General features: G+C 63.9%; 27 protein-coding genes and 1 other RNA gene. 18 read left to right on the top strand and 10 right to left on the bottom strand.

Translation table 11 applies throughout. The features are described 5' to 3' along the window. Window positions 1–13: 13 nt before the first annotated feature. The 4 genes from fumC to ssrA all read right to left on the bottom strand — a co-directional run bounded on the left by fumC (window position 14) and on the right by ssrA (window position 2,863). Window positions 14–1,414, bottom strand: a complete 1,401-nt coding sequence (gene fumC / locus Q7V31_RS12980; protein WP_304734929.1) for a class II fumarate hydratase — start codon at window positions 1,412–1,414, stop codon at window positions 14–16. Window positions 1,415–1,499: 85 nt separating this feature from the next. Then, window positions 1,500–1,862: a DUF3147 family protein gene (locus tag Q7V31_RS12975; RefSeq protein ID WP_370690661.1), complete on the bottom strand. Its 363-nt coding sequence runs from the start codon at window positions 1,860–1,862 to the stop codon at window positions 1,500–1,502. Beyond that, window positions 1,859–2,326: an SspB family protein gene (locus Q7V31_RS12970; RefSeq protein WP_304734928.1), complete on the bottom strand. Its 468-nt coding sequence runs from the start codon at window positions 2,324–2,326 to the stop codon at window positions 1,859–1,861. The genes Q7V31_RS12975 and Q7V31_RS12970 overlap by 4 nt, the downstream gene beginning before the upstream one ends. Before the next feature lie 176 nt (window positions 2,327–2,502). Continuing rightward, window positions 2,503–2,863, bottom strand: a transfer-messenger RNA (tmRNA) gene (ssrA, locus tag Q7V31_RS12965). Between the two features lie 57 nt (window positions 2,864–2,920). On the opposite strand from ssrA, the gene Q7V31_RS12960 reads away from it, so the two are divergent. Continuing rightward, entirely contained in the window at window positions 2,921–3,523 is a 603-nt protein-coding gene (locus Q7V31_RS12960; RefSeq protein WP_304734927.1) for a DUF1287 domain-containing protein, read from the top strand. Between the two features lie 3 nt (window positions 3,524–3,526). Here the strand turns inward: Q7V31_RS12960 and Q7V31_RS12955 are convergent, their stop codons facing one another. Continuing rightward, window positions 3,527–4,690 (bottom strand): dipeptidase, encoded by a 1,164-nt coding sequence (locus Q7V31_RS12955; protein WP_304734926.1) that lies wholly within the window; start codon window positions 4,688–4,690, stop codon window positions 3,527–3,529. A gap of 162 nt (window positions 4,691–4,852) precedes the next feature. Here Q7V31_RS12955 and Q7V31_RS12950 point away from each other — a divergent pair, with 162 nt between their 5' ends. The 7 genes from Q7V31_RS12950 to Q7V31_RS12920 all read left to right on the top strand — a co-directional run bounded on the left by Q7V31_RS12950 (window position 4,853) and on the right by Q7V31_RS12920 (window position 9,804). Continuing rightward, window positions 4,853–5,647 carry a thymidylate synthase gene (locus Q7V31_RS12950; RefSeq protein WP_304734925.1) on the top strand — a complete coding sequence of 265 codons (795 nt, stop codon included), beginning with the start codon at window positions 4,853–4,855 and terminating at the stop codon, window positions 5,645–5,647. 17 nt (window positions 5,648–5,664) lie between these two features. Next, complete coding sequence (locus tag Q7V31_RS12945) at window positions 5,665–5,808, top strand: hypothetical protein (protein ID WP_304734924.1); 144 nt, start codon at window positions 5,665–5,667, stop codon at window positions 5,806–5,808. Further along, window positions 5,808–6,320 carry a dihydrofolate reductase gene (locus tag Q7V31_RS12940; RefSeq protein ID WP_304734922.1) on the top strand — a complete coding sequence of 171 codons (513 nt, stop codon included), beginning with the start codon at window positions 5,808–5,810 and terminating at the stop codon, window positions 6,318–6,320. The genes Q7V31_RS12945 and Q7V31_RS12940 overlap by 1 nt, the downstream gene beginning before the upstream one ends. Window positions 6,321–6,397: 77 nt before the next feature. Then, window positions 6,398–7,507 carry an S-(hydroxymethyl)glutathione dehydrogenase/class III alcohol dehydrogenase gene (locus Q7V31_RS12935; RefSeq protein WP_304734921.1) on the top strand — a complete coding sequence of 370 codons (1,110 nt, stop codon included), beginning with the start codon at window positions 6,398–6,400 and terminating at the stop codon, window positions 7,505–7,507. Next, a complete protein-coding gene (gene fghA / locus Q7V31_RS12930) occupies window positions 7,507–8,346 on the top strand; it encodes an S-formylglutathione hydrolase (RefSeq protein ID WP_304734920.1) in 840 nt (279 codons plus the stop codon). Before Q7V31_RS12935 ends, fghA begins: the two co-directional genes overlap by 1 nt. Window positions 8,347–8,431: 85 nt before the next feature. Further along, on the top strand, window positions 8,432–9,349 hold the full coding sequence (locus Q7V31_RS12925) for an SMP-30/gluconolactonase/LRE family protein (protein WP_304734919.1): 918 nt from the start codon (window positions 8,432–8,434) through the stop codon (window positions 9,347–9,349). A 119-nt stretch (window positions 9,350–9,468) separates the two neighbouring features. Then, window positions 9,469–9,804: a hypothetical protein gene (locus tag Q7V31_RS12920; protein WP_304734918.1), complete on the top strand. Its 336-nt coding sequence runs from the start codon at window positions 9,469–9,471 to the stop codon at window positions 9,802–9,804. A gap of 57 nt (window positions 9,805–9,861) precedes the next feature. On the opposite strand, the gene Q7V31_RS12915 is transcribed toward Q7V31_RS12920, so the two are convergent. After that, window positions 9,862–11,007 carry an Mrp/NBP35 family ATP-binding protein gene (locus tag Q7V31_RS12915; RefSeq protein ID WP_304734916.1) on the bottom strand — a complete coding sequence of 382 codons (1,146 nt, stop codon included), beginning with the start codon at window positions 11,005–11,007 and terminating at the stop codon, window positions 9,862–9,864. A gap of 183 nt (window positions 11,008–11,190) precedes the next feature. Here Q7V31_RS12915 and hflK point away from each other — a divergent pair, with 183 nt between their 5' ends. The 4 genes from hflK to Q7V31_RS12895 all read left to right on the top strand — a co-directional run bounded on the left by hflK (window position 11,191) and on the right by Q7V31_RS12895 (window position 14,976). Continuing rightward, window positions 11,191–12,360, top strand: a complete 1,170-nt coding sequence (hflK, locus tag Q7V31_RS12910; protein ID WP_304734914.1) for an FtsH protease activity modulator HflK — start codon at window positions 11,191–11,193, stop codon at window positions 12,358–12,360. Further along, the gene (gene hflC / locus Q7V31_RS12905; RefSeq protein ID WP_304734912.1) at window positions 12,357–13,235 is read left to right on the top strand and encodes a protease modulator HflC; all 879 of its coding nucleotides are present in this window, start codon (window positions 12,357–12,359) and stop codon (window positions 13,233–13,235) included. The genes hflK and hflC overlap by 4 nt, the downstream gene beginning before the upstream one ends. 3 nt (window positions 13,236–13,238) lie before the next feature. Further along, window positions 13,239–13,430 carry a DUF2065 domain-containing protein gene (locus Q7V31_RS12900; RefSeq protein WP_304734910.1) on the top strand — a complete coding sequence of 64 codons (192 nt, stop codon included), beginning with the start codon at window positions 13,239–13,241 and terminating at the stop codon, window positions 13,428–13,430. Window positions 13,431–13,521: 91 nt separating this feature from the next. After that, complete coding sequence (locus tag Q7V31_RS12895; RefSeq protein ID WP_304734909.1) at window positions 13,522–14,976, top strand: DegQ family serine endoprotease; 1,455 nt, start codon at window positions 13,522–13,524, stop codon at window positions 14,974–14,976. 4 nt (window positions 14,977–14,980) lie between these two features. Here Q7V31_RS12895 and serB read toward each other — a convergent pair whose 3' ends face one another. Beyond that, window positions 14,981–15,868, bottom strand: a complete 888-nt coding sequence (gene serB / locus Q7V31_RS12890; RefSeq protein ID WP_304734907.1) for a phosphoserine phosphatase SerB — start codon at window positions 15,866–15,868, stop codon at window positions 14,981–14,983. Between the two features lie 27 nt (window positions 15,869–15,895). Here serB and miaA point away from each other — a divergent pair, with 27 nt between their 5' ends. From miaA to Q7V31_RS12860, 6 genes are all read left to right on the top strand, one after another. Then, window positions 15,896–16,840: a tRNA (adenosine(37)-N6)-dimethylallyltransferase MiaA gene (gene miaA, locus Q7V31_RS12885; RefSeq protein ID WP_304734906.1), complete on the top strand. Its 945-nt coding sequence runs from the start codon at window positions 15,896–15,898 to the stop codon at window positions 16,838–16,840. A 122-nt stretch (window positions 16,841–16,962) separates the two neighbouring features. After that, window positions 16,963–18,717, top strand: coding sequence for an acetolactate synthase 3 large subunit (locus Q7V31_RS12880; RefSeq protein WP_304734905.1), 1,755 nt, complete (start codon window positions 16,963–16,965; stop codon window positions 18,715–18,717). A gap of 58 nt (window positions 18,718–18,775) precedes the next feature. Then, complete coding sequence (gene ilvN, locus Q7V31_RS12875) at window positions 18,776–19,288, top strand: acetolactate synthase small subunit (protein WP_304734904.1); 513 nt, start codon at window positions 18,776–18,778, stop codon at window positions 19,286–19,288. Window positions 19,289–19,295: 7 nt separating this feature from the next. Next, window positions 19,296–19,586 carry a hypothetical protein gene (locus tag Q7V31_RS12870; protein ID WP_304734903.1) on the top strand — a complete coding sequence of 97 codons (291 nt, stop codon included), beginning with the start codon at window positions 19,296–19,298 and terminating at the stop codon, window positions 19,584–19,586. A gap of 17 nt (window positions 19,587–19,603) precedes the next feature. Next, complete coding sequence (gene ilvC / locus Q7V31_RS12865) at window positions 19,604–20,623, top strand: ketol-acid reductoisomerase (protein ID WP_304734902.1); 1,020 nt, start codon at window positions 19,604–19,606, stop codon at window positions 20,621–20,623. A gap of 80 nt (window positions 20,624–20,703) precedes the next feature. Beyond that, entirely contained in the window at window positions 20,704–21,387 is a 684-nt protein-coding gene (locus tag Q7V31_RS12860) for an aspartate/glutamate racemase family protein (RefSeq protein WP_304734900.1), read from the top strand. Window positions 21,388–21,523: 136 nt separating this feature from the next. Here Q7V31_RS12860 and Q7V31_RS12855 read toward each other — a convergent pair whose 3' ends face one another. The 3 genes from Q7V31_RS12855 to Q7V31_RS12845 all read right to left on the bottom strand — a co-directional run bounded on the left by Q7V31_RS12855 (window position 21,524) and on the right by Q7V31_RS12845 (window position 23,820). After that, the gene (locus tag Q7V31_RS12855; RefSeq protein ID WP_304734899.1) at window positions 21,524–21,961 is read right to left on the bottom strand and encodes a globin; all 438 of its coding nucleotides are present in this window, start codon (window positions 21,959–21,961) and stop codon (window positions 21,524–21,526) included. Window positions 21,962–22,132: 171 nt separating this feature from the next. Then, complete coding sequence (locus Q7V31_RS12850) at window positions 22,133–22,843, bottom strand: alpha/beta fold hydrolase (protein ID WP_304734898.1); 711 nt, start codon at window positions 22,841–22,843, stop codon at window positions 22,133–22,135. 68 nt (window positions 22,844–22,911) lie between these two features. Continuing rightward, window positions 22,912–23,820, bottom strand: coding sequence for a cation diffusion facilitator family transporter (locus tag Q7V31_RS12845; protein WP_304734897.1), 909 nt, complete (start codon window positions 23,818–23,820; stop codon window positions 22,912–22,914). Window positions 23,821–23,869: the final 49 nt, after the last annotated feature.

Below are 23,869 nucleotides of genomic sequence, written 5' to 3'. Positions count from 1 at the left end.
CGTTCGATGTCGTTTATTCCGGGCCGATCATTTTTTCAGGGCGCACGATGGCGTCGAATTCCGCTTCGGTCACATAGCCGCCCCCAACCGCTTCCTCGCGCAAGGTGGTGCCGTTCTTGTGCGCGGTCTTGGCGATCTTCGCGGCGTTGTCGTAGCCGATCTTCGGGGCGAGCGCGGTGACCAGCATCAGCGAGCGTTCGAGCGCCGCCTTGATGTTGTCTTCGCGGGGCTCGATGCCCACGACGCAATTGTCGGTGAAGCTCACGGCGGCATCGGCCATCAGGCGCACGGATTGCAGGAAATTGTAGGCCATGACGGGGTTGTAGACGTTCAGTTCGAAATGGCCCTGCGAACCGGCGAAAGTCAGCGCTGAATGATTGCCGAAAATCTGCACGCAGACCTGCGTCAGCGCTTCGCACTGGGTCGGATTGACCTTGCCCGGCATGATCGAGGAGCCGGGCTCATTTTCAGGCAGCGCCAGTTCGCCAAGGCCCGAACGCGGGCCGGAGCCGAGCAAGCGAATGTCGTTGGCGATCTTGAAGAGCGAAGCGGCGACCGTGTTGATCGCGCCATGGCTGAAGACCATCGCGTCATGGGCGGCCAACGCCTCGAACTTGTTGGGCGCGGTCTTGAACGGCAGACGTGTGATGGCGGCGATCTTGTCGGCGACATTTTCGGCAAAGCCGATGGGGGCGTTGAGGCCGGTACCGACAGCGGTGCCGCCCTGGGCCAGTTCCATCAGCTTCGGCAGTGTCTGCTCGATGCGGGCGATGCCGTTTTCGACCTGTGCGGTGTAGCCGGAAAATTCCTGGCCGAGCGTCAGCGGCGTCGCATCCTGGGTGTGGGTGCGGCCGATCTTGACGATGTGGTTCCAGGCCTGAGCCTTGTCGTTCAAGGCATTGCGCAGCTTCTGCAGCGCCGGGAGCAGGCGGTGGTGGATTTCCTCCGCGCAGGCGACATGCATGGCCGTCGGATAAGTGTCGTTCGACGACTGACTCATGTTGACGTGGTCGTTGGGATGGACCGGCTTTTTCGAGCCCATCTCGCCGCCCATGATTTCGATGGCGCGGTTCGAGATCACTTCGTTGGCGTTCATGTTGGACTGGGTGCCGGAGCCGGTCTGCCAGACGACGAGGGGGAAGTGATCGTCGAGCTTGCCCTCAATCACTTCCTGCGCGGCCTGCACCACGGCCTTGCCGATGGCGGGATCGAGGTTGCCGAGTTCCATATTGGTTTCGGCGGCGGCGCGCTTGACGATGCCAAGGGCACGGACCACGGGCAGGGGCTGCTTTTCCCAGCCGATCTTGAAATTGCCGAGGCTGCGCTGGGCCTGCGCGCCCCAATAGCGGTCGGCCGCGACCTCGATGGGTCCGAATGTGTCGGTTTCGGTGCGGGTTTTGGGGGTATTGGCCATCGGGCGTGCTCCAGCAGGCAGGAATTTCGATGGGCGCCGGTTTAGCACGCGGGGGCGGGCAGCGCCAAGGCGCGGGACAGCGCTCTCAAAGTTTCACGCCGAAGAAGGTGGCCGCAATCCAGATTGCGGCCAGATAGAGCGCGACGGTCAGCGCACAGGCGATGCCCAACGCTGCCCAGAAATCCATGCCGCTTCGGAGCATCAGCGGCAGCGCCAGAAACATCGGCAGGGTCGGCAGGACATACCAGAAGGTGGCTTCGGCATGGGCGGCAATGCGCTCGGTGTCCGCCGTGTCGTTCCAGAGCCAGATGATGGCGAGAAGCGAAATCAGCGGCAGGGACGCAATCAAGGCGCCCAAAGCCGCATAGCGCCGGGCGATTTCGGAAACGAGCATGATGATGATGCCGGAGAGCGCTGCCTTGACGATCGGATAGAGCAGGCCGCTCATTTCTTCCGGAAGGCGTCGAGGCTAACGACTTCGCCGTCGCCTTCGGGCTTTTTCGGTTCGGGCTCGGCGGGGTTCGAGGCCTCGGCCACCGCCGGCTTCGCCGCCGCGCCGTCGACCTGGAACTGCAAGCCGAACTGGACGCTCGGATCGAAGAAGCCCTGCACGGCCGAGAAAGGCACGACAAGCTTTTCAGGAATCTTGTTGAAGGTGAGGTCGACCGAGAAGCGTTCCTCGCTGACTTCGAGATTCCAGAATTGATGCTGCAGGACGATGGTCATTTCTTCCGGATATTGCGACTTGAGCTTCGGCGATATATCGACGCCGGGCGCACCGGTGCGGAACGAAATGTAGAAGTGGTGCTCGCCCGGCAAGCCCTGGTCGCGGGCGATGCGAAGCGCGCGGCGCACGACGCCTTTCAGCGCTTCCTGCGCCAGCATGTCGTATCGCATCAGATCTTCGGCCAAGGTCAGCTCCCGGAGGGCGCGTGAGTCGCGCTTTTTTCGAACCGCCCGATTCAATCAGCGATTGGCCGTTAAATCCAGACGAAGCGGCGCTTCGCGCCGTGCGGCGCTGCGAGATTTTGCAAGTGTGGCGTGCGCGACACCGCTCTTTTGGGCTGGCAGTCTGGATGTGGACAAAAAGTGGGGGTTTCTGTTGCCAGGTACCCCCGAACCCCGCCCTGACCGGCTAAAGCCAGGGACTTGATTTGAAGCTATCGCACTGCATTAAGCAGCGAGACGCGCCTCAGCATAGTTGTCGTTGGCAACTATAAAACGGCCCGATGACGGCGGAACCATGCCGGGCAAAAAAACTGTCTTTACACCCTCGTCGATCCTGTTTCGCCCCCAGAGCCCCTGCCGCGACAGGGAGAATTTGGTGGAGGCGCCGGGTACTGCCCCCGGGTCCGAATGGCTTATTCCACAGTCCGTTTATCGCCATAGCCGAGCGGGAGAACCCACCGGCCCTTCTAATATAGGCGGGAAATTCCTTATTTGAACCTCAATTCCGGCGAAATCGGCGGCGAACCTTCCGGCAGGCAGGATTTGAAGGGGAAATGCATGATTTCGCGCCGTTCGGTGGTTTTCGGGCTGGCCACGCTGCCGCCGGTGCTGGCACTTCCGGCGCGGCTGGCGGCCGAGCCGGCGGAGGCGGCGGTGAAGCTCGTCGAGGCGGCGCGGGCGCAGATCGGCGTCACGACGGTCTATGACGGCGCCTATCGCCGCATTGGCTATCCGGGCGGCGATGTGGAACCGGAACGCGGTGTCTGTACGGATGTTGTCGTGCGGGCTTATCGCGCTGCGCTGGGCACCGATCTGCAGCGCCTCGTGCATGAGGACATGGCCGAGAATTTCGCCGCCTATCCGGCCAATTGGGGCCTGACCCGGCCCGACCGCAATATCGACCATCGGCGGGTGCCCAACCTCGCGACATTCCTCCGGCGGCAAGGGGCGGAACTGGCGGCGGAGGAAGCGCTGGCGCCCGGCGATCTGGTGACGCAGACGATCGGCGGGCGGCTGCCGCATATTTCGGTGGTGTCGGACAGGCGGGTGCGGGGCGCGGCGCGCCTGTTCGTCATCCACAATATCGGCGGCGGCGCCGAATATGCCGATATTCTCGAGCGCTTCCCGGTCAATGGCCGCTTCCGCTATCTGCCGGCGTGAGGCCTATCCCGCCGGCAGCAATTCGCGGAAGAGGCGGAGCGCATTGCCGCCCATCACCTTTTCGATTTCCTCTTCGGTGAAATCGGCGTCGCGCATGGCGCCGGTCAGCAACGCCAGTTCCGAGGTGTCGAAAGCGACCGGCACGGCGCCGTCGTAGTCCGAACCGAGCGCGACGTGATCGACGCCGAGCTCGTCGATCGCATAACGGATGGCGCGGACGATGCCTTCGGGCGCCGGATCGCAGATGGCGCTTTTCCAGTAGCCCATACCGATCAGGCCGCCGGCTTCCGCGACGCGCTTCATCAAGGCGTCGTCGATGTTGCGCGGGCTGTTGCAGGCGCCCTTGATGCCGGTGTGGGAAATGACGATGGGCCGGGTGGCGATGTCGAGCACATCCTCGACGACCGCATGGGAGGAATGGGCCACATCGACAATGATGCCGAGGCGCTCCATCTCGCGCACGGCTTGCCTGCCGAATTCGGTGAGGCCGCCCGACGAAAGTCCGTGCAACGAGCCGCCGAGCTCGTTGTCGAAGAAATGCTGCAAGCCCATCATCCGGTAGCCGGCGTCGTAAAGCGTCTCGATGTTTTCGAGCTGGCCTTCGAGCGGGTGCGAGCCTTCGGTGGCGAGCAACCCGCCGACCGGGCGGTTCCCCGCGCGCGCGGCGAGCAGCGCATCGATGTCGGCGGCGGTGCGGATGATGCGCAGCTCACCCGGCGCGGCCGCCTCGGCGCGGTGCAGCTTTTCGGCCTGATAGAGCGCGCGCTCGAAGAGGCTGTCCCAGGTGCGGGCCGGCCAGCGCTGCGCCATCGCCAGCAGGGTGATGACGTCGGAATTCGCATCCGTGCCGGTGTGGCGCTGGCTGCGGGGGACTTTCGTCACCACCGAAAAAACCTGCAGCGTCACATTGCCGTCGACAAGGCGGGGCAGGTCGACATGGCCGCGGCTGGCGCGCGCCAGCGGGTCTCTCGCCCAGAGCAGCGTGTCGGCATGGAGATCGACGACATTCAGCCGCTGGTGATGGCGGGCGGCCTCTTCGGTCACTTCGAGGGGGCCGACATCGACCAGGCGGTTGATCTGGCCCTCGACGAAACCGGGCAAGACCTCCAGGAAGAGGATGGCGGCGAGCACGAGCGCCGCGCCGATGCCGAGCATTATGCGTTTCATGGTGGTCCCTTGCCCCTTGCCGTTTTGCGGGCATTCTGGCGCGGGCGGGGCATCGCCGCCAGATTTTCCGTATCAAATCACAGGCTTGTGACGGGGATTGCCGCGCGGTGGCGGCGGGGCTTCGCCGGGGTTAGACTGGTCAGCCGAATCTCAGGACCAGCGATGAAACAATATCTCGACCTCATGCGCCTTGCGCGCGACACGGGCGTGACCAAGACCGACCGCACCGGCACCGGCACGCGCAGCATATTCGGCCATCAGATGCGCTTCGACCTTGCGCAAGGTTTTCCGCTGGTGACGACCAAGAAGCTGCATCTGAAGTCGATCGTGCATGAATTGCTGTGGTTTCTCGCCGGCGACACCAACATCGCCTATCTGAAAGCCAACGGCGTCAGCATTTGGGACGACTGGGCGGACGCCAATGGCGATCTTGGACCGGTCTATGGCCACCAGTGGCGCTCATGGCCGGCACCCGACGGCACCAAGATTGACCAGATCAGGAACCTGCTGGAGCAGATCAAAAACAATCCGGATTCGCGGCGGTTGATCGTCTCGGCCTGGAATGTCGCCGATGTCGACCACATGGCGCTGCCGCCCTGCCATTGCCTGTTCCAGTTCTATGTGGCTGAAGGCAAGCTCTCCTGCCAGCTCTACCAGCGCTCGGCCGACATCTTCCTCGGCGTGCCATTCAACATCGCTTCCTATGCGCTGCTGACGATGATGGTGGCGCAGGTGACCGGCCTCAAACCCGGCGAATTTATCCACACCTTCGGCGACGCGCATCTCTATCTCAATCATCTGGAACAGGCGGACAAACAGCTCTCACGAGAGCCGAAAAAGCTGCCTGTCATGCACATCAATCCCGATGTGACGAGCCTTTTCGATTTCACCTATGACGATTTCCGGCTCGAAGGCTACGAGGCGCATCCGCATATCGCCGCGCCTGTCGCGGTCTGATGCGGACGCGTCGGCGGATGCTGCTCTTCGGGCTGACGATCGCGGTGCTGCTGCTCGCCGCCTTCGCGATGTTCGCCATACTGGTCAGTCTGAGGCCGCTCGATCCGGAAGCCTTGCGCGCGCCGGATTTCACGGCGCTTTTTGAAAGCCGGGTGGTGTGATGGGCGCTCATGTCTGCTTCGTCGTTGCCATTGCCGACAATGGCGTCATCGGCCGCGACAATGGCTTGCCGTGGCGGCTCACGGGCGACATGGCGTTCTTCAAGCGGGTGACGATGGGAAAGCCCGTCATCATGGGCCGCAAGACATGGGAATCATTGCCGAAGAAGCCGTTGCCGGGCCGTCCGAACATCGTCGTCACGCGCAATGCGGCCTATGCGGCGGATGGCGCGGAGGTCACGACGTCGGCGGCGGCGGCGCTCGTGCGCGGGCGCGAAATTGCGACGGCAAGTGGCGTGGATGAGATTATGGTGATCGGCGGCGCGGAGCTCTATGCCGAGACGTTCGATCATGCGACGCGGCTCTATATCACCGAAGTTCATGCATCGCCTGAGGGCGATGTCAGTTTTCCAGCCTTCGATCGCCGGCAATGGCGCGAGACCTCTCGCGAGCGACGCGTGGCGGGAGAGAAGGACAGCGCCGATTGTTCCTTCGTTGTGCTGGAGCGGGTCTGAGCAATTGCGTCGCCGGGCCGCCCGGCTCACAATGACGCTCTGAAATTCATAAGCAGATTTCCCAACGGAGACGACATATGGATGTGCGTGCGGCGGTGGCATTCGAGGCGGGCAAACCGCTCGAAATCGAAACGGTACAGCTCGACGGGCCGAAAGCGGGCGAGGTGCTGGTCGAGATCAAGGCCACCGGCATTTGCCACACCGATGCGTTCACGCTGTCGGGCGAAGACCCCGAAGGCGCCTTTCCGGCGATCCTCGGCCATGAGGGCGCGGGCGTCGTCGTCGAGGTCGGACCCGGCGTCAAGTCGCTCGCGGTCGGCGACCATGTGATCCCGCTCTACACGCCCGAATGCCGCGAGTGCAAAAGCTGCACCAGCCACAAGACCAATCTCTGCACCTCGATCCGCGCGACGCAGGGCAAGGGCGTGATGCCCGACGGCACCAGCCGCTTTTCGTACAAGGGCAAGCCGGTGCTGCATTACATGGGCTGCTCGACCTTTGCCAATTACACCGTGCTGCCGGAAATCGCGCTGGCGAAAGTGCGCAAGGACGCGCCGTTCGACAAGATCTGTTACATCGGCTGCGGCGTGACAACGGGTCTCGGGGCGGTGATCTTCACGGCGAAAGTGGAGGCGGGCGCCAATGTCGTCGTCTTCGGACTTGGCGGCATCGGCCTCAACGTCATTCAGGGCGCGCGCATGGTCGGCGCCAACATGATTGTCGGCGTCGACATCAACCCGGCACGCGAAAGTCTCGCGCGGCAATTCGGCATGACGCATTTCGTCAATCCCAGGGAAGTGAAGGGCGATGTGGTTGGCCATATCGTCGAACTGACCGGCGGCGGCGCCGATTACAGCTTCGAATGCATCGGCAACGTCAACACGATGCGCCAGGCCCTCGAATGCTGCCATCGCGGCTGGGGCGAGAGCATCATCATCGGTGTCGCCGGCGCCGGACAGGAAATCTCGACACGGCCGTTTCAGCTCGTTACCGGCCGCGTCTGGAAGGGGACGGCCTTTGGTGGCGCGCGCGGGCGCACCGACGTGCCGCGCATTGTCGACTGGTACATGGACGGCAAGGTCGACATCGACAATCTGATCACCCACACAATGCCGCTCGAAGAGATCAACAAGGGTTTCGACCTGATGCATGAAGGCAAGTCGATCCGTTCCGTCGTGGTTTATTGATGGCTGTCGAAACGCTCGAAACGCATCGCTGTTTCGCCGGCACGCTCGGCATCCATCGTCATGCCTCGGTGGCGACGGGCACGCCGATGCGCTTTTCGGTCTATGTGCCGGATGGCAAGGGGCCATTCCCGGCGGTGATTTTTCTCGCAGGCCTGACCTGCACGGAAGAAAACTTCACCGTGAAGGCCGGCGCCTATGCACATGCATCGAAGCTCGGGCTGGCGGTTGTCGCGCCGGACACCAGCCCGCGGGGTCCGGGTGTCGCCGATTGCGAAGCCTACGATCTCGGACAGGGCGCGGGTTTCTACATCGATGCGACCGAAAAGCCATGGGCGCCGCATTTCAGAATGGAGAGCTACATCGTCCGCGATCTGCATGCGGCGCTGACCGAGAATTTTCCGGTCGATGCGGCGCGGCTCGGCATTTGCGGTCATTCGATGGGCGGGCACGGGGCGCTGACGCTTGCCTTGAAGCATCCCGACCTCTTCCGTTCGGTTTCGGCCTTTGCGCCCATCGTTTCGCCGACTCGCTGTCCCTGGGGTGAAAAGGCCCTCGGCGCCTATCTCGGGCCGGATCGCGCGCAATGGGCGGCGCATGATGCTTCGCTGCTGATGGAGGGCGGCGCGGCGCTGGGGCGCTATGACGACATCCTGATCGATCAGGGGCTCGCCGATAATTTCCTCGAGAAGGAACTGAAGCCGGAACTTTTTGAGGCGGCTTGCGCGGCCGTGAAGCAGAAGCTGACGTTGCGCCGCCAGCCTGGCCACGATCACTCCTACTATTTCATCCAGACATTCATCGGCGATCATCTGGCGTTTCACCGGCAGAGGCTTGATTGAACGAGCCATTGCGGAACCCGCCGCGCGTTGACAGAATGCGGCCCACAAGAATTCCGCATCAGACGGAACATCAGGGAGGATTGATATGACTGCGATGAAACTTGTCGCCGACGGCTTGCGGTTTCCGGAAGGTCCGATTGCGATGCCGGACGGCAGCATCGTGCTGGTCGAGATCGCGCGCGGGACGCTGACGCGCGTTACGGCAGCTGGGAAGGTCGAAGTGATCGCGGAGCTCGGCGGCGGGCCGAACGGCGCGGCGATCGGTCCCGATGGCGCCTGTTATGTCTGCAACGACGGCGGTTTCGAGTTCCACGAGGTCAACGGTGCGCTTGTGCCGGGCGACGCACCTGCCAATTACTCCGGCGGACGCATCGAGCGTGTCGACCTCAAGACCGGTGCGTTCAAGGTGCTCTACAAGGAGTGCAACGGCATTCCGCTGAACGGGCCCAACGACATCGTATTCGACAAGTCGGGCGGCTTCTGGTTCACCGATCTCGGCAAGGGACGTGGCCGCACACAGGATCGCGGCGGCCTCTACTACGCAAAAATCGACGGCTCGATGATCAAGGAAGTCGTTTTCCCGATCACCTCGCCCAACGGCGTCGGCCTCTCGCCCGACGAGAAGACCGTATATGTCGCCGACACGATCCCCGGCCGTCTCTGGGCCTTCGACATCAAGGGGCCGGGCGAAGTTGCGCCGCAACCGGGTCCGCTGCCCGGCCGGTTCGTGGCATCGGGACCGCAGCTCTGTTTCTTCGACAGTCTTGCGGTCGATGCGGAGGGCAATATCTGTGTGGCGACGATTTTCAATGCGGGCATCACCACGATCTCGCCCGACGGCTCGAAGGTGACGCACACGCCGACCGACGATTTCATCACCACCAATATCTGTTTCGGCGGCAAGGACTTGAAGACGGCCTATATCACGCTGTCTTCGAGCGGAAGGCTCGTGTCGATGGACTGGCCGGTGGCCGGGCTGCCGCTCAACTTCCTCAACAAGTAACGGGATGATGGAAAAGTATGTTCCGGTTCCGGAATGTACCTTTCCGCATGCCAGAGGCCGTGCAAACATGCGCCGCCTTTGGGGTACACGGTGATCGATCTGAAGATAGGGAGGACAGAATGCGTCTATTTGTGAGTGTACTCGTTGCGTTGTTTGCGTTCACCGGAGCGGCTCTCGCCGATCCGTTCGCCAATTTCTATGGCAACACCGTCAACGTGGTTGGCGCCGCCGGCGAGCGCTCGGTCTATATCGACGCGGGCGGGGCCTATTCGCAGAAGCTGCCGGATGGCAGCACCGCGGAAGGCACCTATGAGATTGACGGCGATACGGCCTGCTTCCTCGGTGGCGACGAGCCCTATTGCGTGGCGGCTCAATCGCGCGACATCGGCGAGACATGGGAGCTGACGGCACCCGATGGCTCGAAAGAAACTGCGACGCTGGTCGCGGGCCGCTGAAACCTTCAGGCGGTCTATCGGAATGGCCGGCTCCGCGAGGGGCCGGCCGTTTTCGTTTCAGTCCTCGATGGAAATGACCGGCGCCTTGCGCGCCGTGTCGGCAAGGGCGCGGTCGATATGGGCGGCGACGCGCGCGGCGATGTCGAGGAATGGTTTTGCTTCCGGACTGTCCGGTGCGGTGGCGACTACGGGCCGGCCACTATCGGATGTCTCGCGGATCGTCATGTGGAGCGGCACTTCACCGAGGAAGTCGCAGCCGAGTTTCTCGGCCATACGCCGCGCACCGCCTTCGCCGAAGATGTAGGACTTCTCACCCGACCCCGGACTGATGAAATAGGCCATGTTCTCGACGATGCCGAAAACAGGCACATGCGTCTTCTCGAACATCGCATAGCCCTTGCGGGCGTCGATCAGCGCGATTTCCTGCGGCGTTGAGACGACGACGGCACCTGTCAGGGGCACGCGTTGCGCCATGGTGAGTTGCGCGTCGCCAGTGCCTGGCGGCATGTCGACGACCAGCACATCGAGTTCGCCCCACTCGACATCCATCATCATTTGCGTCAGCGCCGATTGCACCATTGGCCCGCGCCAGATCATCGGCGTGTCCTCGTCGACGAGATAGCCGATCGACATTGTCTTGATGCCGTAGTTCTCCATCGGCAGCAGCTTCTTGCCGTCCCGGGTCTCGGGCTTGCCCTTGATGCCCATCATGCGCGGGATGGAAGGTCCGTAGATATCGGCGTCGAGCAGGCCGACGCGGCGGCCGAGCTTCGACAGGGCCAGCGCGAGATTGATTGCGACCGTCGATTTACCGACGCCGCCCTTGCCGCTCGCCACGGCGACGATCGCCGTGACGCCGGGAATGCGCAACGGACCCTGCTGCGCCGCGCGCGGCTGCTTTGGCCGATCGTCATGTGCATGTCCATGTGCGGGGCGTTGCGCCGCCGCGCCGCCACGATGTGCCGTCAAAACCGCCGTTACACTCAGCACGCCGGGCAGGCATTTCACAGCGGCCTCGCAAGCCTGGCGCAGCGGTTCCTTTGCCGCGCCCCTGGCAGGATCGACCTCAAGCGAAAAGCCGACATGTCCCTCGCGCACGACCAGTCCCTGCAATATGCCGGCGGTGACGACATCCTTGCCCGTCTCGTCGTCGATGACGACCGACAACGCGGCGGCAACATCGTCTCGGGTTATGCTGCTCATGGATAATTTGCCTGTTTGCCCATATGTGACGGTTATGGCCGCGTGCGACGGAGAATTCGTGCGATCCCCGCATTTCGGGTTGCGCTGCGTCCGGTTCGCGTTGCGCGGACATGGTGTCTGTCATATAACCCCCGATAGTGGTGTTTCCAACCGGTCTCTCACGAAGCAATCGAAGGAATATGGATGCCCTGGAGCAATCAGAACGGTGGCGGCGGTGGCGGCTGGCAGGGCGGCGGTGGCGGTAATCGGGGTCCGTGGGGGCAGGGGCCTTCCGGCGGCGGCAATCAACCGCCCGACCTTGATGAGCTGATCCGGCGCGCGCAAGAGAAGTTCCGGCAGATGTTTCCCGGTGGCGGCGGTGGTGGTGGCGGGACCCGCGTTGGTGCCGGCGGCGGTTCAGGGCCGTTTATCCTGATCGGCCTCGTGATTCTCGGTCTCATTGCCTACAGCTCGTTCTTCCGCGTCAATGTCAATGAGCAGGGCATTGTGCTGCGTTTCGGCAAGCTGGTGCGCACGGTCGAGCCCGGCCTCCACATGAAATTTCCGTTCCCGATCGAAACGGTCTACACGCCGGCCGTCACCAACATTACGACCGTCGACATCGGCATCCGCGTGGCAGGCAGTTCGGCGATCGCGGTGCCGGAAGAAAGCCTGATGCTGACCGGCGACGAAAACATCGTCGATATCGGCTTCTCGGTGCAGTGGCGTATCAACAGCGCGCATTCCTTTCTTTTCAATGTCGAAGATCCCGACCGGGCGGTGAAAGCCGTCGCCGAAAGCATGATGCGTGAGGCGGTCGGCCAGTCGCAGATCGAAGTGCTGCAGACCGTCGGCCGTGCCGAGGTGCAGAATCAGGTGCGCGCCGGACTGCAGGCGACGCTCGACAGCTATGGTGCGGGCATCGAAATCACCGAAGTGAGATTGCAGAAAGTCGATCCGCCGGCACAGGTGCTCGACGCCTTCCGCGACGTGCAAGCGGCGCGCGCCGACCAGGAGCGGTTGCGCAACCAGGCCGAGACCTATGCCAACACCGTCATCCCGCGTGCGCGCGGCGATGCGGCGCAGATCACGCAGGCCGCCGAGGCCTATCGCGAACAGATCGTCGCCGAGGCGCAGGGCGAGGCGGGACGTTTCGTCTCGATCTACGAGGAATACAAAAAGGCGACGGATGTGACGCGGCGGCGCATCTATCTCGAAACCATGCAGGAAGTTCTTGGCGGTATGAACAAGGTGCTTATGGACGGTGCGCAGGGCGCGCAAAGCGTGTTGCCCTATCTTCCGCTCAATGAGCTGAAGCCGAGGGCACCGGCAGCCGCGCCCGCCCCGGGCGCGACGACGGGAGGTGGCCGATGAACAGGTCGATAGCCATAGGCGTCGGCATCACCGCGCTCATTATCGCGGTCGTGCTTTATCTTTCCGCCTTCACGGTCAGCATGACGCAGCAGGCGATCGTGCTGCAGTTCGGCGACCCGCGTCAGGTCATCACGGAACCGGGCCTGCACTGGAAGCTGCCGGTCATCCAGAATGTCGTCTATATCGACAAGCGCATTCTCAATCTCGACTCGCCGGCCGAGGAAATCATCGCCAAGGACCGCAAGCGCCTGGTGGTCGATGCCTTTGCGCGTTATCGCATCGTCGACTCGTTGCGCTTCTATCAGTCGGTCGGCGATCCGCGCAACGCGACCCAGCGGCTGCAGCCGAACTTCATCTCGTCGCTCAGGAACGTGCTCGGCGATCATACGCTGGAAGAACTGGTGCGCGACAATCGCGCCGGTCTGATGAAGAACATCCAGGCAGCGTTCAACAACGCCACCCAGCAATTCGGCATCGAGGTGGTGGATGTCCGTATCCGCCGCGCCGACCTGCCGGAACAGAACAGCATGGCGATCTATCAGCGTATGCAGACCGAGCGCGAGCGCGAAGCGGCTGAAATCCGTGCGCAAGGCAACGAGGAGGCGCAGCGTATCCGTGCCCGTGCCGATCGTGAATCGACGGTCATCATCGCCGAGGCCGAACGCGATGGGCAGCTGGCCCGCGGCGAGGGCGATGCGATGCGCAACAACATCTATGCCGAGGCCTATTCGCGCGATACCGAGTTCTTCGCCTTTTACCGCTCGATGCAGGCCTATCGCGAGGGCCTGAAAGGCGACAACACGACGATGATCGTGACGCCGGATGGCGAGTTCTTCCGCTATTTCGGCGCCGAGGCCGGGCGCGTCCGGCGCTGACCCGTGGACTGGACCGATCTCGTCACGGCGCTCGGTCTGGCGATTGCGCTTGAGGGGCTGGCCTATGCAGCCTTTCCGGAGCCGATGCGGCGGGCGCTGGCGGCGCTTTCCGTGCAGCCGGAACAGGCGCTGCGGATGGCCGGGCTTGTGGCGCTTGCCGCCGGTGTTTTCATCGTCTGGCTGGTGCGCGGCTGAGGACGCCTCAATTCGTCCATAATCCGTCTCACAATGAAGGCGGCGCTGCCCCGGACGGGGCGGCGGATCGGCCGAGGGGAGTGGCGTTTCGATGGCAGGGACCGGTACAGGACGGGCGCGGCGCGACTTCATGCGCGGCGTGGCGGTGGCGTTGCTGATGGTGCCGCTGCTGGCTTCGGCGGCGCAGGCGCAAGCGGCGCCCGACAGCTTCGCCAATCTTGCCGAACGCCTGTCGCCGGCCGTCGTCAACATCTCGACATCGCAGCTTCTCGGCACCGGCCCGCAGTCCATTCCCGGTGTGCCGGAGGGCTCGCCGCTCAACGATTTCTTCAAGGAGTTCATGGAGCAGCAAGGCCAGCGGCCGCAGCGCGTGCAGTCGCTCGGTTCGGGTTTCGTGATCGACCCCTCGGGTGTCATCGTCACCAACAATCACGTGATCGACGGCGCCGACCGGATCGAGGTCATCTTCATGGACGGCACCACCCTGCCGGCGGTGCTGACGGGGCGCGATCCGAAAACCGATATCGCCGTGCTCAAGGTCGAAAGCAAGACGCCGCTGCCCTTCGTCGAACTCGGCGACAGCAGCAAGGCCCGGGTCGGCGACTGGGTGATTGCGATCGGCAATCCCTTCGGCCTTGGCGGCACGGTCACGGCCGGCATCATCTCGGCGCTCAACCGCGACATTCACGCCGGCAATTACGACGATTTCATCCAGACCGACGCCTCGATCAACCGGGGCAATTCCGGCGGGCCGCTGTTCGACATGGAGGGCCGCGTGGTCGGCGTCAATTCGGCGATCATTTCGCCGTCCGGCGCCTCGGTCGGCATCGGCTTTGCCGTGCCGACATCGACGGTGCGGCCGGTCGTCGAGCAGATCCTCGAACATGGCGAAACGCGGCGCGGCTGGATCGGCGTGCGCATCCAGACGGTGACGCCCGAGATCGCCGACAGCCTCGGCCTCACGCCGGCGCGCGGCGCGCTGATCGCCGGCATCAATGAAGACGGCCCGGCCGCCATGGCGGGCATCGAGCCTGGCGATGTCGTGCTGAGTTTCGATGGCCGCAACATCGGTGCCATGCGCGATCTGCCGCGCGTCGTTGCCGAAACCGATGTCGGCAAGACGGTCGATGTCGAAATCTTTCGCGGCGGCCGCACGCTCGGCGTGAAGGTCCAGGTTGCGCGGCTCGACGAATCCGAGGAGACGCCCGCCGCCGTGCCGGCCGAAACGGCGCCCGGACCCGCCCGGACGGTCGTGCTGGGGCTCAGTCTGACGGCGCTGACCGCCGAGACGCGGCAAGGCTTCAATGTGGATGCACAGACCCAGGGCGTTCTCGTCAGCGATGTCGATCCGGCGAGCGCGGCGGCCGAAAAAGGCGTCCGTCCGGGCGATGTCATCCTGCAGGTCGCGCAGCGCGACGTGGCCACGCCCGCCGATGTCGAGCGGATCGTCGCGTCCGAGGAGAAGGCGGGGCGCAACACGGTGCTGTTGCGTCTGTCGAGCGGCGGCGATATGCGCTTCGTCGCGCTCCGGCTCGGTGGGCAATAGTGCGTCAGCCCAGCCTGATTTCGTCTTTCCGGTAGCCCTGCAGATAGAGCAGCGCCGTCAGGTCGCCATGATCGATGCGCGCATCGGCCGCTTCGGCGACCACGGGCTTGGCGTGAAAAGCAACGCCGAGGCCCGCTTCGCCGATCATGCCGAGATCGTTGGCGCCGTCGCCCACCGCCATCGTTTCGTGATGGCCGAGGTTCATCTCGCCGCGCAGTTTCACCAGCGCCTCGATCTTGGCCTGGCGGCCGAGGATCGGTTCCTGCACGGCGCCGGTCAGCTTGCCGTTTTCAAACAGCAGTTCGTTTGCTTGATTGACGTCGAAACCGACGGCGGCGGCAACACGCCCGGTAAAAAAGCTGAAGCCGCCCGAGACCAGCGCGCAGGCCGCGCCATGGGCGCGCATGGTTGCTGTCAGCGCGCGGCCGCCCGGCGTTTCGACGATGCGGCTGCGATAGACCCTGTCGAGCGCCGCAACGTCGAGGCCCTTCAACAGCGCCACGCGCTCGCGCAGCGCCGGCTCGAATTCGATCTCGCCCTTCATGGCGCGTTCGGTGATGGCGGCGATCTGCGGTTTGATCCCGAGTTCGGCGGCCAGCTCGTCGATGCATTCCTGCTGGATGATGGTCGAATCCATGTCGGCGACTAGCAGCTTCTTGCGGCGGCTGCCGACGGGCTGCACGGCGAGGTCGATCTTCACGTCCTTCAGCGCCGCGCGCGCCGCCAGTTCGGCCGGCCTTGGATTCGGCGTTTCGAAAGCGATGTCGCAGGCGACACCTTCCGCAAGCCAGTCGGCGAGCGCCGGCGCCGGTAGCAGGCCGCGCGCCGCGTCGACATGCGCTTGCGAAAGCGGCGTTGCCGTGTTGCCTATCAGCGTCAGGACGTATTTCATCGCGAAAACCGGAAAGGAACCCGTCTCTTGAGTCTCGAAGTCGATCGCGCCGTTCTTATTGCAGGGCCGACCGCCAGCGGCAAGTCCGCGCTGGCGCTGGCGCTGGCCGAAAGGCTCGGCGGTGAGATCGTCAATGCCGATTCGATGCAGCTTTATCGCGAAATGCGGGTGCTGACGGCGCGGCCCTCCGAAGCCGAAGAAGCGCTTGTGCCACATCATCTTTACGGCGTCACGGCGGCAGACGCGCCGCTCTCGGCCGGGCGCTGGGCGGTCGAGGCCGCCCGCGTCATGGGCGAGATTGCGAGGCGGGGCCGGGTGCCCATCGTCGTCGGCGGCACCGGCCTCTATTTCCGGGCGCTTGTCGAAGGTCTGGCGCCGATCCCGGCGATCCCGCCCGATCTGCGCCGCGAGGTGCGCGCCGAGGTCGCGGCAGCGGGCGAGGGTGCACATGCGCTGCTGGCCGAAGCCGATCCGGCACTGGCCGCCACCATCCGCCCGTCAGATCGCCAGCGCATTGCCCGCGGTGTCGAAGTGGCGCGCGCCACCGGCCGGCCCTTGAGCGAATGGCAGCAAGTGCCGCCGGTGCCGCTGGTGACGGGGCGTTTCGCCAAAATCGTGCTGATGCCCGATCGCGACTGGCTCAGGGCGCGCTGCGACGCTCGCTTTGCGCGCATGGTCGAAGAGGGCGCGCTTGAGGAGGCGGCCGCCATGGCCGCCCTCGCGCTCGACCCTGCGCTGCCGGCCATGAAGGCGCTCGGCCTGCGCCCGCTGATGGGCCATCTCGTCGGCGCCCTGCTGCTCGAAGAGGCCATTACGGCCGGACAGGCCGAAACGCGGGCCTATGCCAAACGGCAGGAAACCTGGTTCCGGACTCAAATGATTGCGTGGATGGCCTTCCATACGCAAGATTCGGAAAGTATTAATGCAGAAATCTTTTCATTTATTGACGATTTGGGGTTGACCCGGTCCTGAGGCGCGGTTAGGTTGCCCGCGCTTTCGGCGGCGATGCGCTTGAAAACGTCCGGATTCCGGGCATTGCGCGTGCCGCTTTGTTGTTTCTGGCCCCTTCCCGGGGCCTCGCAAGGACCGGACCGATGGCTCAGGAACTGACAGGCGCGGAAATCGTCATCAAGGCGCTGGTCGATCAGGGCGTGGACACGATTTTCGGCTATCCCGGCGGCGCCGTGCTGCCGATCTACGATGCGCTGTTCCAGCAGAACAAGATCCGCCACATCCTCGTTCGTCACGAGCAGGGCGCAGTGCATGCGGCCGAAGGCTATGCGCGCTCGACCGGCAAGCCCGGCGTCGTCCTTGTCACCTCCGGCCCCGGCGCCACCAATGCGGTCACCGGCCTCACCGATGCCTTGATGGATTCGATCCCGATCGTCTGTCTCACCGGGCAGGTCGCCACGCATCTGATCGGCTCCGACGCCTTCCAGGAATGCGACACGGTCGGCATCACGCGTCATTGCACCAAGCACAACTGGCTGGTGAAGTCGCCGCAGGAGCTGACGCGCGTCATGCACGAGGCTTTCTATGTCGCGACCCACGGCCGTCCGGGCCCGGTCGTCATCGACATCCCGAAGGACGTCCAGTTCCAGAAGGGCGAATATACCGGCCCGCAGAATGTCGTTCACCGCACCTACCGGCCGAAGGTCAAGGGCGACATCGAGAAGATCAAGCAGGCGGTCGACCTGATCGCCAATGCCAAGAAGCCGGTTTTCTACACCGGCGGCGGCATCATCAATTCCGGCACGGTTGCCAGCCAGCTGCTGCGCGAATTCGTGCGCCTGACCGGCTATCCGATCACCTCCACCCTGATGGGGCTCGGCGCCTATCCGGCGTCGGACAAGCAGTGGCTCGGCATGCTCGGCATGCATGGCACCTTCGAGGCCAACAATGCGATGCATGATTGCGACGTGCTGATCAATATCGGCGCGCGCTTCGACGACCGCGTCACGGGCCGTCTCGACGCCTTCGCGCCGCATTCGAAAAAGATCCATGTCGATATCGACGCCTCGTCGATCAACAAGAACGTTCGTGTCGATATCGGCATCATCGGCGATTGCGCCCATGTGCTCGAAGACATGCTGCGCATCTGGAAGTCGAAGGCACGCCGTCCCGACAAGGACGCGCTGTCGGCCTGGTGGAAGCAGATCGAAGCGTGGCGGGCGCGCAAGTCGCTCAGCTTCAAGACCAATGACGACATCATCAAGCCGCAACAGGCGATCCAGCGTCTCTACGAGCTGTCGAAGCATCGCGAGACCTACATCACCACCGAAGTCGGCCAGCATCAGATGTGGGCGGCGCAGCACTTCCCGTTCGAGCAGCCCAATCGCTGGATGACGTCGGGCGGTCTCGGCACGATGGGCTATGGCTTTCCGGCCGCCATCGGCGTGCAGATCGCGCACCCGGACGCGCTGGTCATCGACATCGCCGGCGAAGCCTCGATCCAGATGTGCATTCAGGAACTCTCGACCGCCGTTCAGTTCATGCTGCCGGTCAAGATTTTCATCATCAACAACGAATATATGGGCATGGTCCGGCAGTGGCAGGAGCTGCTGCATGAGGGCCGCTATTCGCATTCCTATTCGGATTCGCTGCCCGATTTCGTCAAGCTGGCCGAAGCCTATGGCGCGACCGGCATCCGCGCCTCGAAGCCTTCCGAGCTTGACGACGCGATCAAGCGGATGATCGAGGTGCCGGGTCCGGTCATCCTCGACTGCGTGGTCGACAAGTTCGAGAATTGCTATCCGATGATCCCCTCGGGGGCGGCGCATAACGAGATGATCCTGGGCGACGATGCCGAGGGCGCCACCGTCTCCGAAGAGGGCAAAATGCTGGTTTGACGGGGAAAACGCCAAAATAAGCTTCCCCCGAGGCCCCGGACACAATACAGAGACGCGCATGAAGAAGGATGAGACCATCGAACGGCACACCATCGCCGTCCTCGTCGACAACGAGGCGGGCGTGCTGGCGCGCGTCATCGGGCTGTTTTCGGGCCGGGGCTACAATATCGAAAGCCTGACGGTGGCCGAAGTCGACCAGGCCGAGCACACCTCGCGCATCACCATCGTCACGGTCGGCACGCCGATGGTGATCGAGCAGATCAAGGCGCAGCTCGACCGGCTGGTGCCGGTCCACCGCGTGATGGACCTCACTGTCGAGGCCAATTCGGTCGAGCGCGAAATGGCGCTGGTCAAGGTGGCGGGCACCGGCGAACGCCGCGTCGAGGCGCTCAGGCTGGCCGATGCCTTCCGCGCCCGCGTCATCGACACGACCCACACCTCCTTCATTTTCGAGGTGACGGGCGCGCCGACCAAGATCGACGCCTTTATCGGATTGATGAGGCCGCTCGGCCTCGTGGATGTGTCGCGGACCGGCGTGGTGGCGATCGCCCGCGGTCCCGAGGCGATGTAGGAGAAAGATGAGGCGTCTGTCGAAAGAGGAAAGTCGACAGCGCTGGCGGGAAGTACGCGGCCTTTGGAATGAGTTCAATCCAATTGGCGCACCGGATATGCCGGAAGACGAATACGAGGGCTATGTGGGGCCGTGCCTGCGAATTCTGGAGCAGGGCGGACCCGACGAAGAGATGATGGCGCATCTGCGCTTTGCCTTCGGGAACATGGGACTGAAATTGCACGAGCCCGAGGCTCTGGAATTCGTGGAACGACTGAAAGCGTGGTGGCAAAGCCGATGGCAAGGCACCAGCGTCTGACGAAAGAGGATAGAAAAATGCGCGTTTATTACGACCGCGACGCCGACGTCAATCTGATCAAGGGCAAGAAAGTCGCCATCATCGGCTATGGCAGCCAGGGCCATGCCCATGCGCTGAACCTGCGCGACAGCGGCGTCAAGGAAGTTGCCGTGGCGCTGCGCGCCGGCTCGGCCACCGCGAAGAAGGCGGAAGGCGAGGGCCTGAAGGTGATGACGGTCGCCGACGCCGCCAAATGGGCCGACGTGCTGATGATGCTGACGCCGGACGAACTTCAGGCCGACATCTATTATGCCGACCTGCACGAGAACATGAAGCCGGGATCGGCGCTCCTGTTCGCGCATGGCCTCAACATCCATTTCAACCTGATCGAGCCGCGCACGGATATCGACGTGCTGATGGTCGCGCCGAAGGGCCCGGGCCACACGGTGCGTTCGGAATACAAGCGCGGCGGCGGCGTGCCGTCGCTGATCGCCGTCCATCAGGACGCGACCGGCAACGCCCATGATGTCGGCCTCTCCTATGCGTCGGCCAATGGCGGCGGCCGCGCCGGCATCATCGAGACGACCTTCCGCGAGGAATGCGAGACCGATCTTTTCGGCGAGCAGGTCGTGCTCTGCGGCGGTCTCGTGGAACTCATCCGCGCCGGTTTCGAAACCCTGACCGAAGCCGGTTACGCGCCGGAAATGGCCTATTTCGAATGCCTGCATGAAGTGAAGCTGATCGTCGACCTGATCTATGAAGGCGGCATCGCCAACATGAACTACTCGATCTCCAACACGGCCGAGTATGGCGAATATGTCACCGGTCCGCGCATCATCACGGCGGAAACCAAGGCCGAAATGAAGCGCGTCCTCAACGACATTCAGTCGGGCAAGTTCACGCGCGACTGGATGCTCGAGAACAAGGTCAACCAGACCAGCTTCAAGGCGACGCGGGCCGCCGCCGCCGCCCACCCCATCGAGGAGGTGGGCGCCCGTCTGCGCGAGATGATGCCGTGGATTTCGGCGAACAAACTCGTAGACAAGGCCAAGAACTGACGCGATCTCGCACTCAGCCCGACGAAACATGGGGCCCTCCGCGAAGATCGCGGAGGGCCTTTTTCTTTGAGGAGAGGCCCATGCCTCCATCATTACGACATCACGGCGCCGCCATCGCCTTCCTGCACACGGCCGCCGTCCATATCGACACTTTCGACGCGTTGGCGCGCGAGCTTGCGCCCGGCGTCGCGCTCACCCATGCGGTGCGCGAGGATCTTCTCTGCGCCACCGAGAAGGCGGGCGGCCTCACCGCCGCCGTCAGCCTGCGCACGCAGGAGGCGCTGCTGGCGCTCGCCGAAGGTGGCGCGCGCGTCGTCGTCTGCACCTGCTCGACGCTGGGGCCGGCCGCCGAAGCGGCAGCCGGGGAGGCTGAAATCCCGATCATGCGCATCGACCGGCCGATGGCCGATGCGGCGGTTCTGGCCGGCCGCGTCATCGGCGTCTGCGCGGCGCTGGCGCCGACGCTCGCGCCCACCCGGGCGCTGATTGAAAGCTCGGCGGCACGGGTCGGCCGCGATGTCCGGGTTCGCGAGTTCCTGTTCGACGACGTCTGGGCGGCCTTCCGCGAAGGCCGTCTCGACGATTATTACGGTGGCATCGCAGGCCGCCTCGCCGATGCGGCGCGCGATGTCGATGTGCTGGTGCTGGCGCAAGCTTCGATGGCGCCCGCCGCCGATCGCAGCGGCGCGCTCTCCGTGCCGCTGCTGTCGAGCCCGCGTATCGGTTTCGAGGCGGCGGCGAAGATCGCGGGGGTCAGGGGGTAGGGGAAGCAGAACTAAAAAAAATCGTCACGGCCCGGCTTGTCCGGGCCGTCCACGTCTTCCTTGTCTGAATGGCTGCAAAGACGTGGATGGCCCGCATGAAGCGGGCCATGACGTACTTAGGGAGAGGATGCGGCCTCTAAACCACTTCCATGCCGTATTTCTTCGCTTGCTCCGCCACCACCGCGTCGAGCTCGCCGAGCAGCGTTGCCCAGGCGGCGTCCGTTTCCGCCGTCCATTCCGCGTCCAGTAATTCGCGAAATGTCTCCATGACCACCGTGAAGAACGTCGCGAAGACGCGCGGCGGCACGCCGACATTGCTGTGATTGGTCAGTTCGCTCTGGATCAGCACCGGCGCATAGGCGCGCGGTCCCAGAAAATCGAATATGCAATCGAGCGATTCCGACAACATGTGGCCGCGCGCATTGCCGTCGGTGTCCAGCACGAACAGCGCCTCCATCTCCGGCGACTGCGCAAAGAGCCGCGCATAGACCTGACGAGACGGATCGCCGGCCACTTCCGCCACGCGTTCGATGGAATGTTCGATCAGTTGTTTTTCTTGTTCTGTCAGGCTCATAGGTGCCTCCCTTTTGGGAGAACACTACAGCACCGATGTCACCCGCGCGAAAGCCGGTATCTGGGGGTGCGGCAATTATGCGGCTGCGGTTCGTTCACTGTTCCCAAACATCGTCATGCCCATACAAGCCCGGCAATGAGGATCTCGGGAGGGGAGGTGCGGCTGGTCGCCTCACCCGTAAACCACCCCGTGCCAGCCGGTGCGGTCGAACGGCGTCCAATTGCTTTCCGACTGCGCCAGCCGGTCGGCGATCGCCCAGAGCACCATCGGGTTGACGCCCATGCCGAGATGGGTGGCCGTCACCTCGATATTCTCCGCCTGCGGACCTTCTATTTCGCGGCAGTCCTGCCACGAAACCACGCCGTCGCTTTTCGAATAGATGGCGGTGCAGGGCACCGGCGGGGCGATGCGGCGGCGGGCGGCTTTTTCGCCGCCGTCATATCCGTCCGGGCCGTTCTCGGCGCCGAAGGGGCTGCCCAGCGTCACGACCTGGCGCACCAGTTGCGGATATTCCCGCGCGAGCTCGCGCGCATAAATGCCGCCCAGGCTCCAGCCGACAAGGCTGACGCGGCGGCCATAGCGCGCCGACAATTCGCGCAGCCGTTCGCGCAAAGCCGCGTGCAGCGCCCGGCTCGGGCCCCAGTTGTGGCCCTGGTTCCAGGGATGCGTCGTGTAGCCCAGTTCGTCGAGATAGCGGCGGATGACAAAGGTCGCCTCGTCGCCGGTCAGCATGCCGGGCAGCACCAGCACCGCATGACCGTCGCCGCGCGGCGCGCCAAGCAGGGCCGGCAGCGCCGGCGCCAGCGCGCCCAGTTCCGCAAAGACGCGCAGCTCGCCAGCCCAGGACAGAAGTGTCCGTGCTCCGTCGGCCGAAAACGGCATGATTGGCCCCTTTTTTGATCGTCTGACCCGCATCATACCGCACCGCAACATGAATGGCGCGGGTTATTTCAGTGCCCGCGATGGTCCGCATCGTCGGGGCAATCGGCCGCCTCGATCTGCACCGTCGCATGGCCGATGCCGAAGCGGCTGGCGAGCCGCGCCTTGATGGCGGCGAGTGCCACGCCGGGGTCGGTGTCTGGGGCGAGGCGGGCATGCAGCGTCGCCACCTTGCGATCGGACGCCAGCGACCAGGCATGGACATGATGGACGTCGGCCAGCCCCGGCACTTCCGCCATCAGGTCGCCGGCAATCCCGACGCCGTCCGCGCCTTCGGGCGAACCTTCCATCAGCACATGCGCGGCCTCGCGGATGATCGAGGCGGCGCTTCGGAGGATCAGCAGCGCCACCAGCACCGAGAGGATCGGGTCGATGGCCATGAAGCCGGTCGTCAGGATGACGATGGCGGCCGCGATCGCGGCGACCGAGCCCAGGAGGTCGCCCATCACATGCAGCGCCGCTCCGCGCATGTTGAGATTGCCGTCGCCGCCATGCAGTAGTTTCAGCGCGACGATGTTGACGGCAAGCCCGGCAATGGCGACGGCCAGCATCGGCCCGGCCAGAATGTCGCGCGGTTCCATGATGCGCGTTGCCGCCTCGAAAAGGATCCAGCCGACCAGCACCAGCATCACAATGCCGTTGGTGAAGGCGGCCAGCGTTTCGGCGCGTCCGTAGCCATAGGAGCGGGCGATATCGGCGGGCTTGCGTGCCAGCCGCGTTGCGAGCCATGCCAGCATCAGCGCGCCGGTATCGGTCAGCATGTGGCCGGCATCGGCGATCAGCGCCAGCGAGCCCGACAGGATGCCGCCGGCGAACTCGACAATCATGAAGGTGCCGGTCAGCCACATGGCGAAGAACACCCGGCGCTCATTGGCGTGGCTGTGGTCGTGTTGATGGTCGCTATGCCGATGCACGGTCATCTTGAATTCCGATATTCATTGGAGATTGGTGCCTATGCCTATTCTCTCA

Origin of the sequence: Parvibaculum sp. (genome assembly GCF_030651915.1) — a bacterium.
Classification (GTDB): Bacteria; Pseudomonadota; Alphaproteobacteria; order Parvibaculales; family Parvibaculaceae; genus Parvibaculum.
The sequence above is the reverse complement of the archived record's forward strand: the minus strand, read 5'-3'. Positions and strand labels throughout refer to the sequence as shown.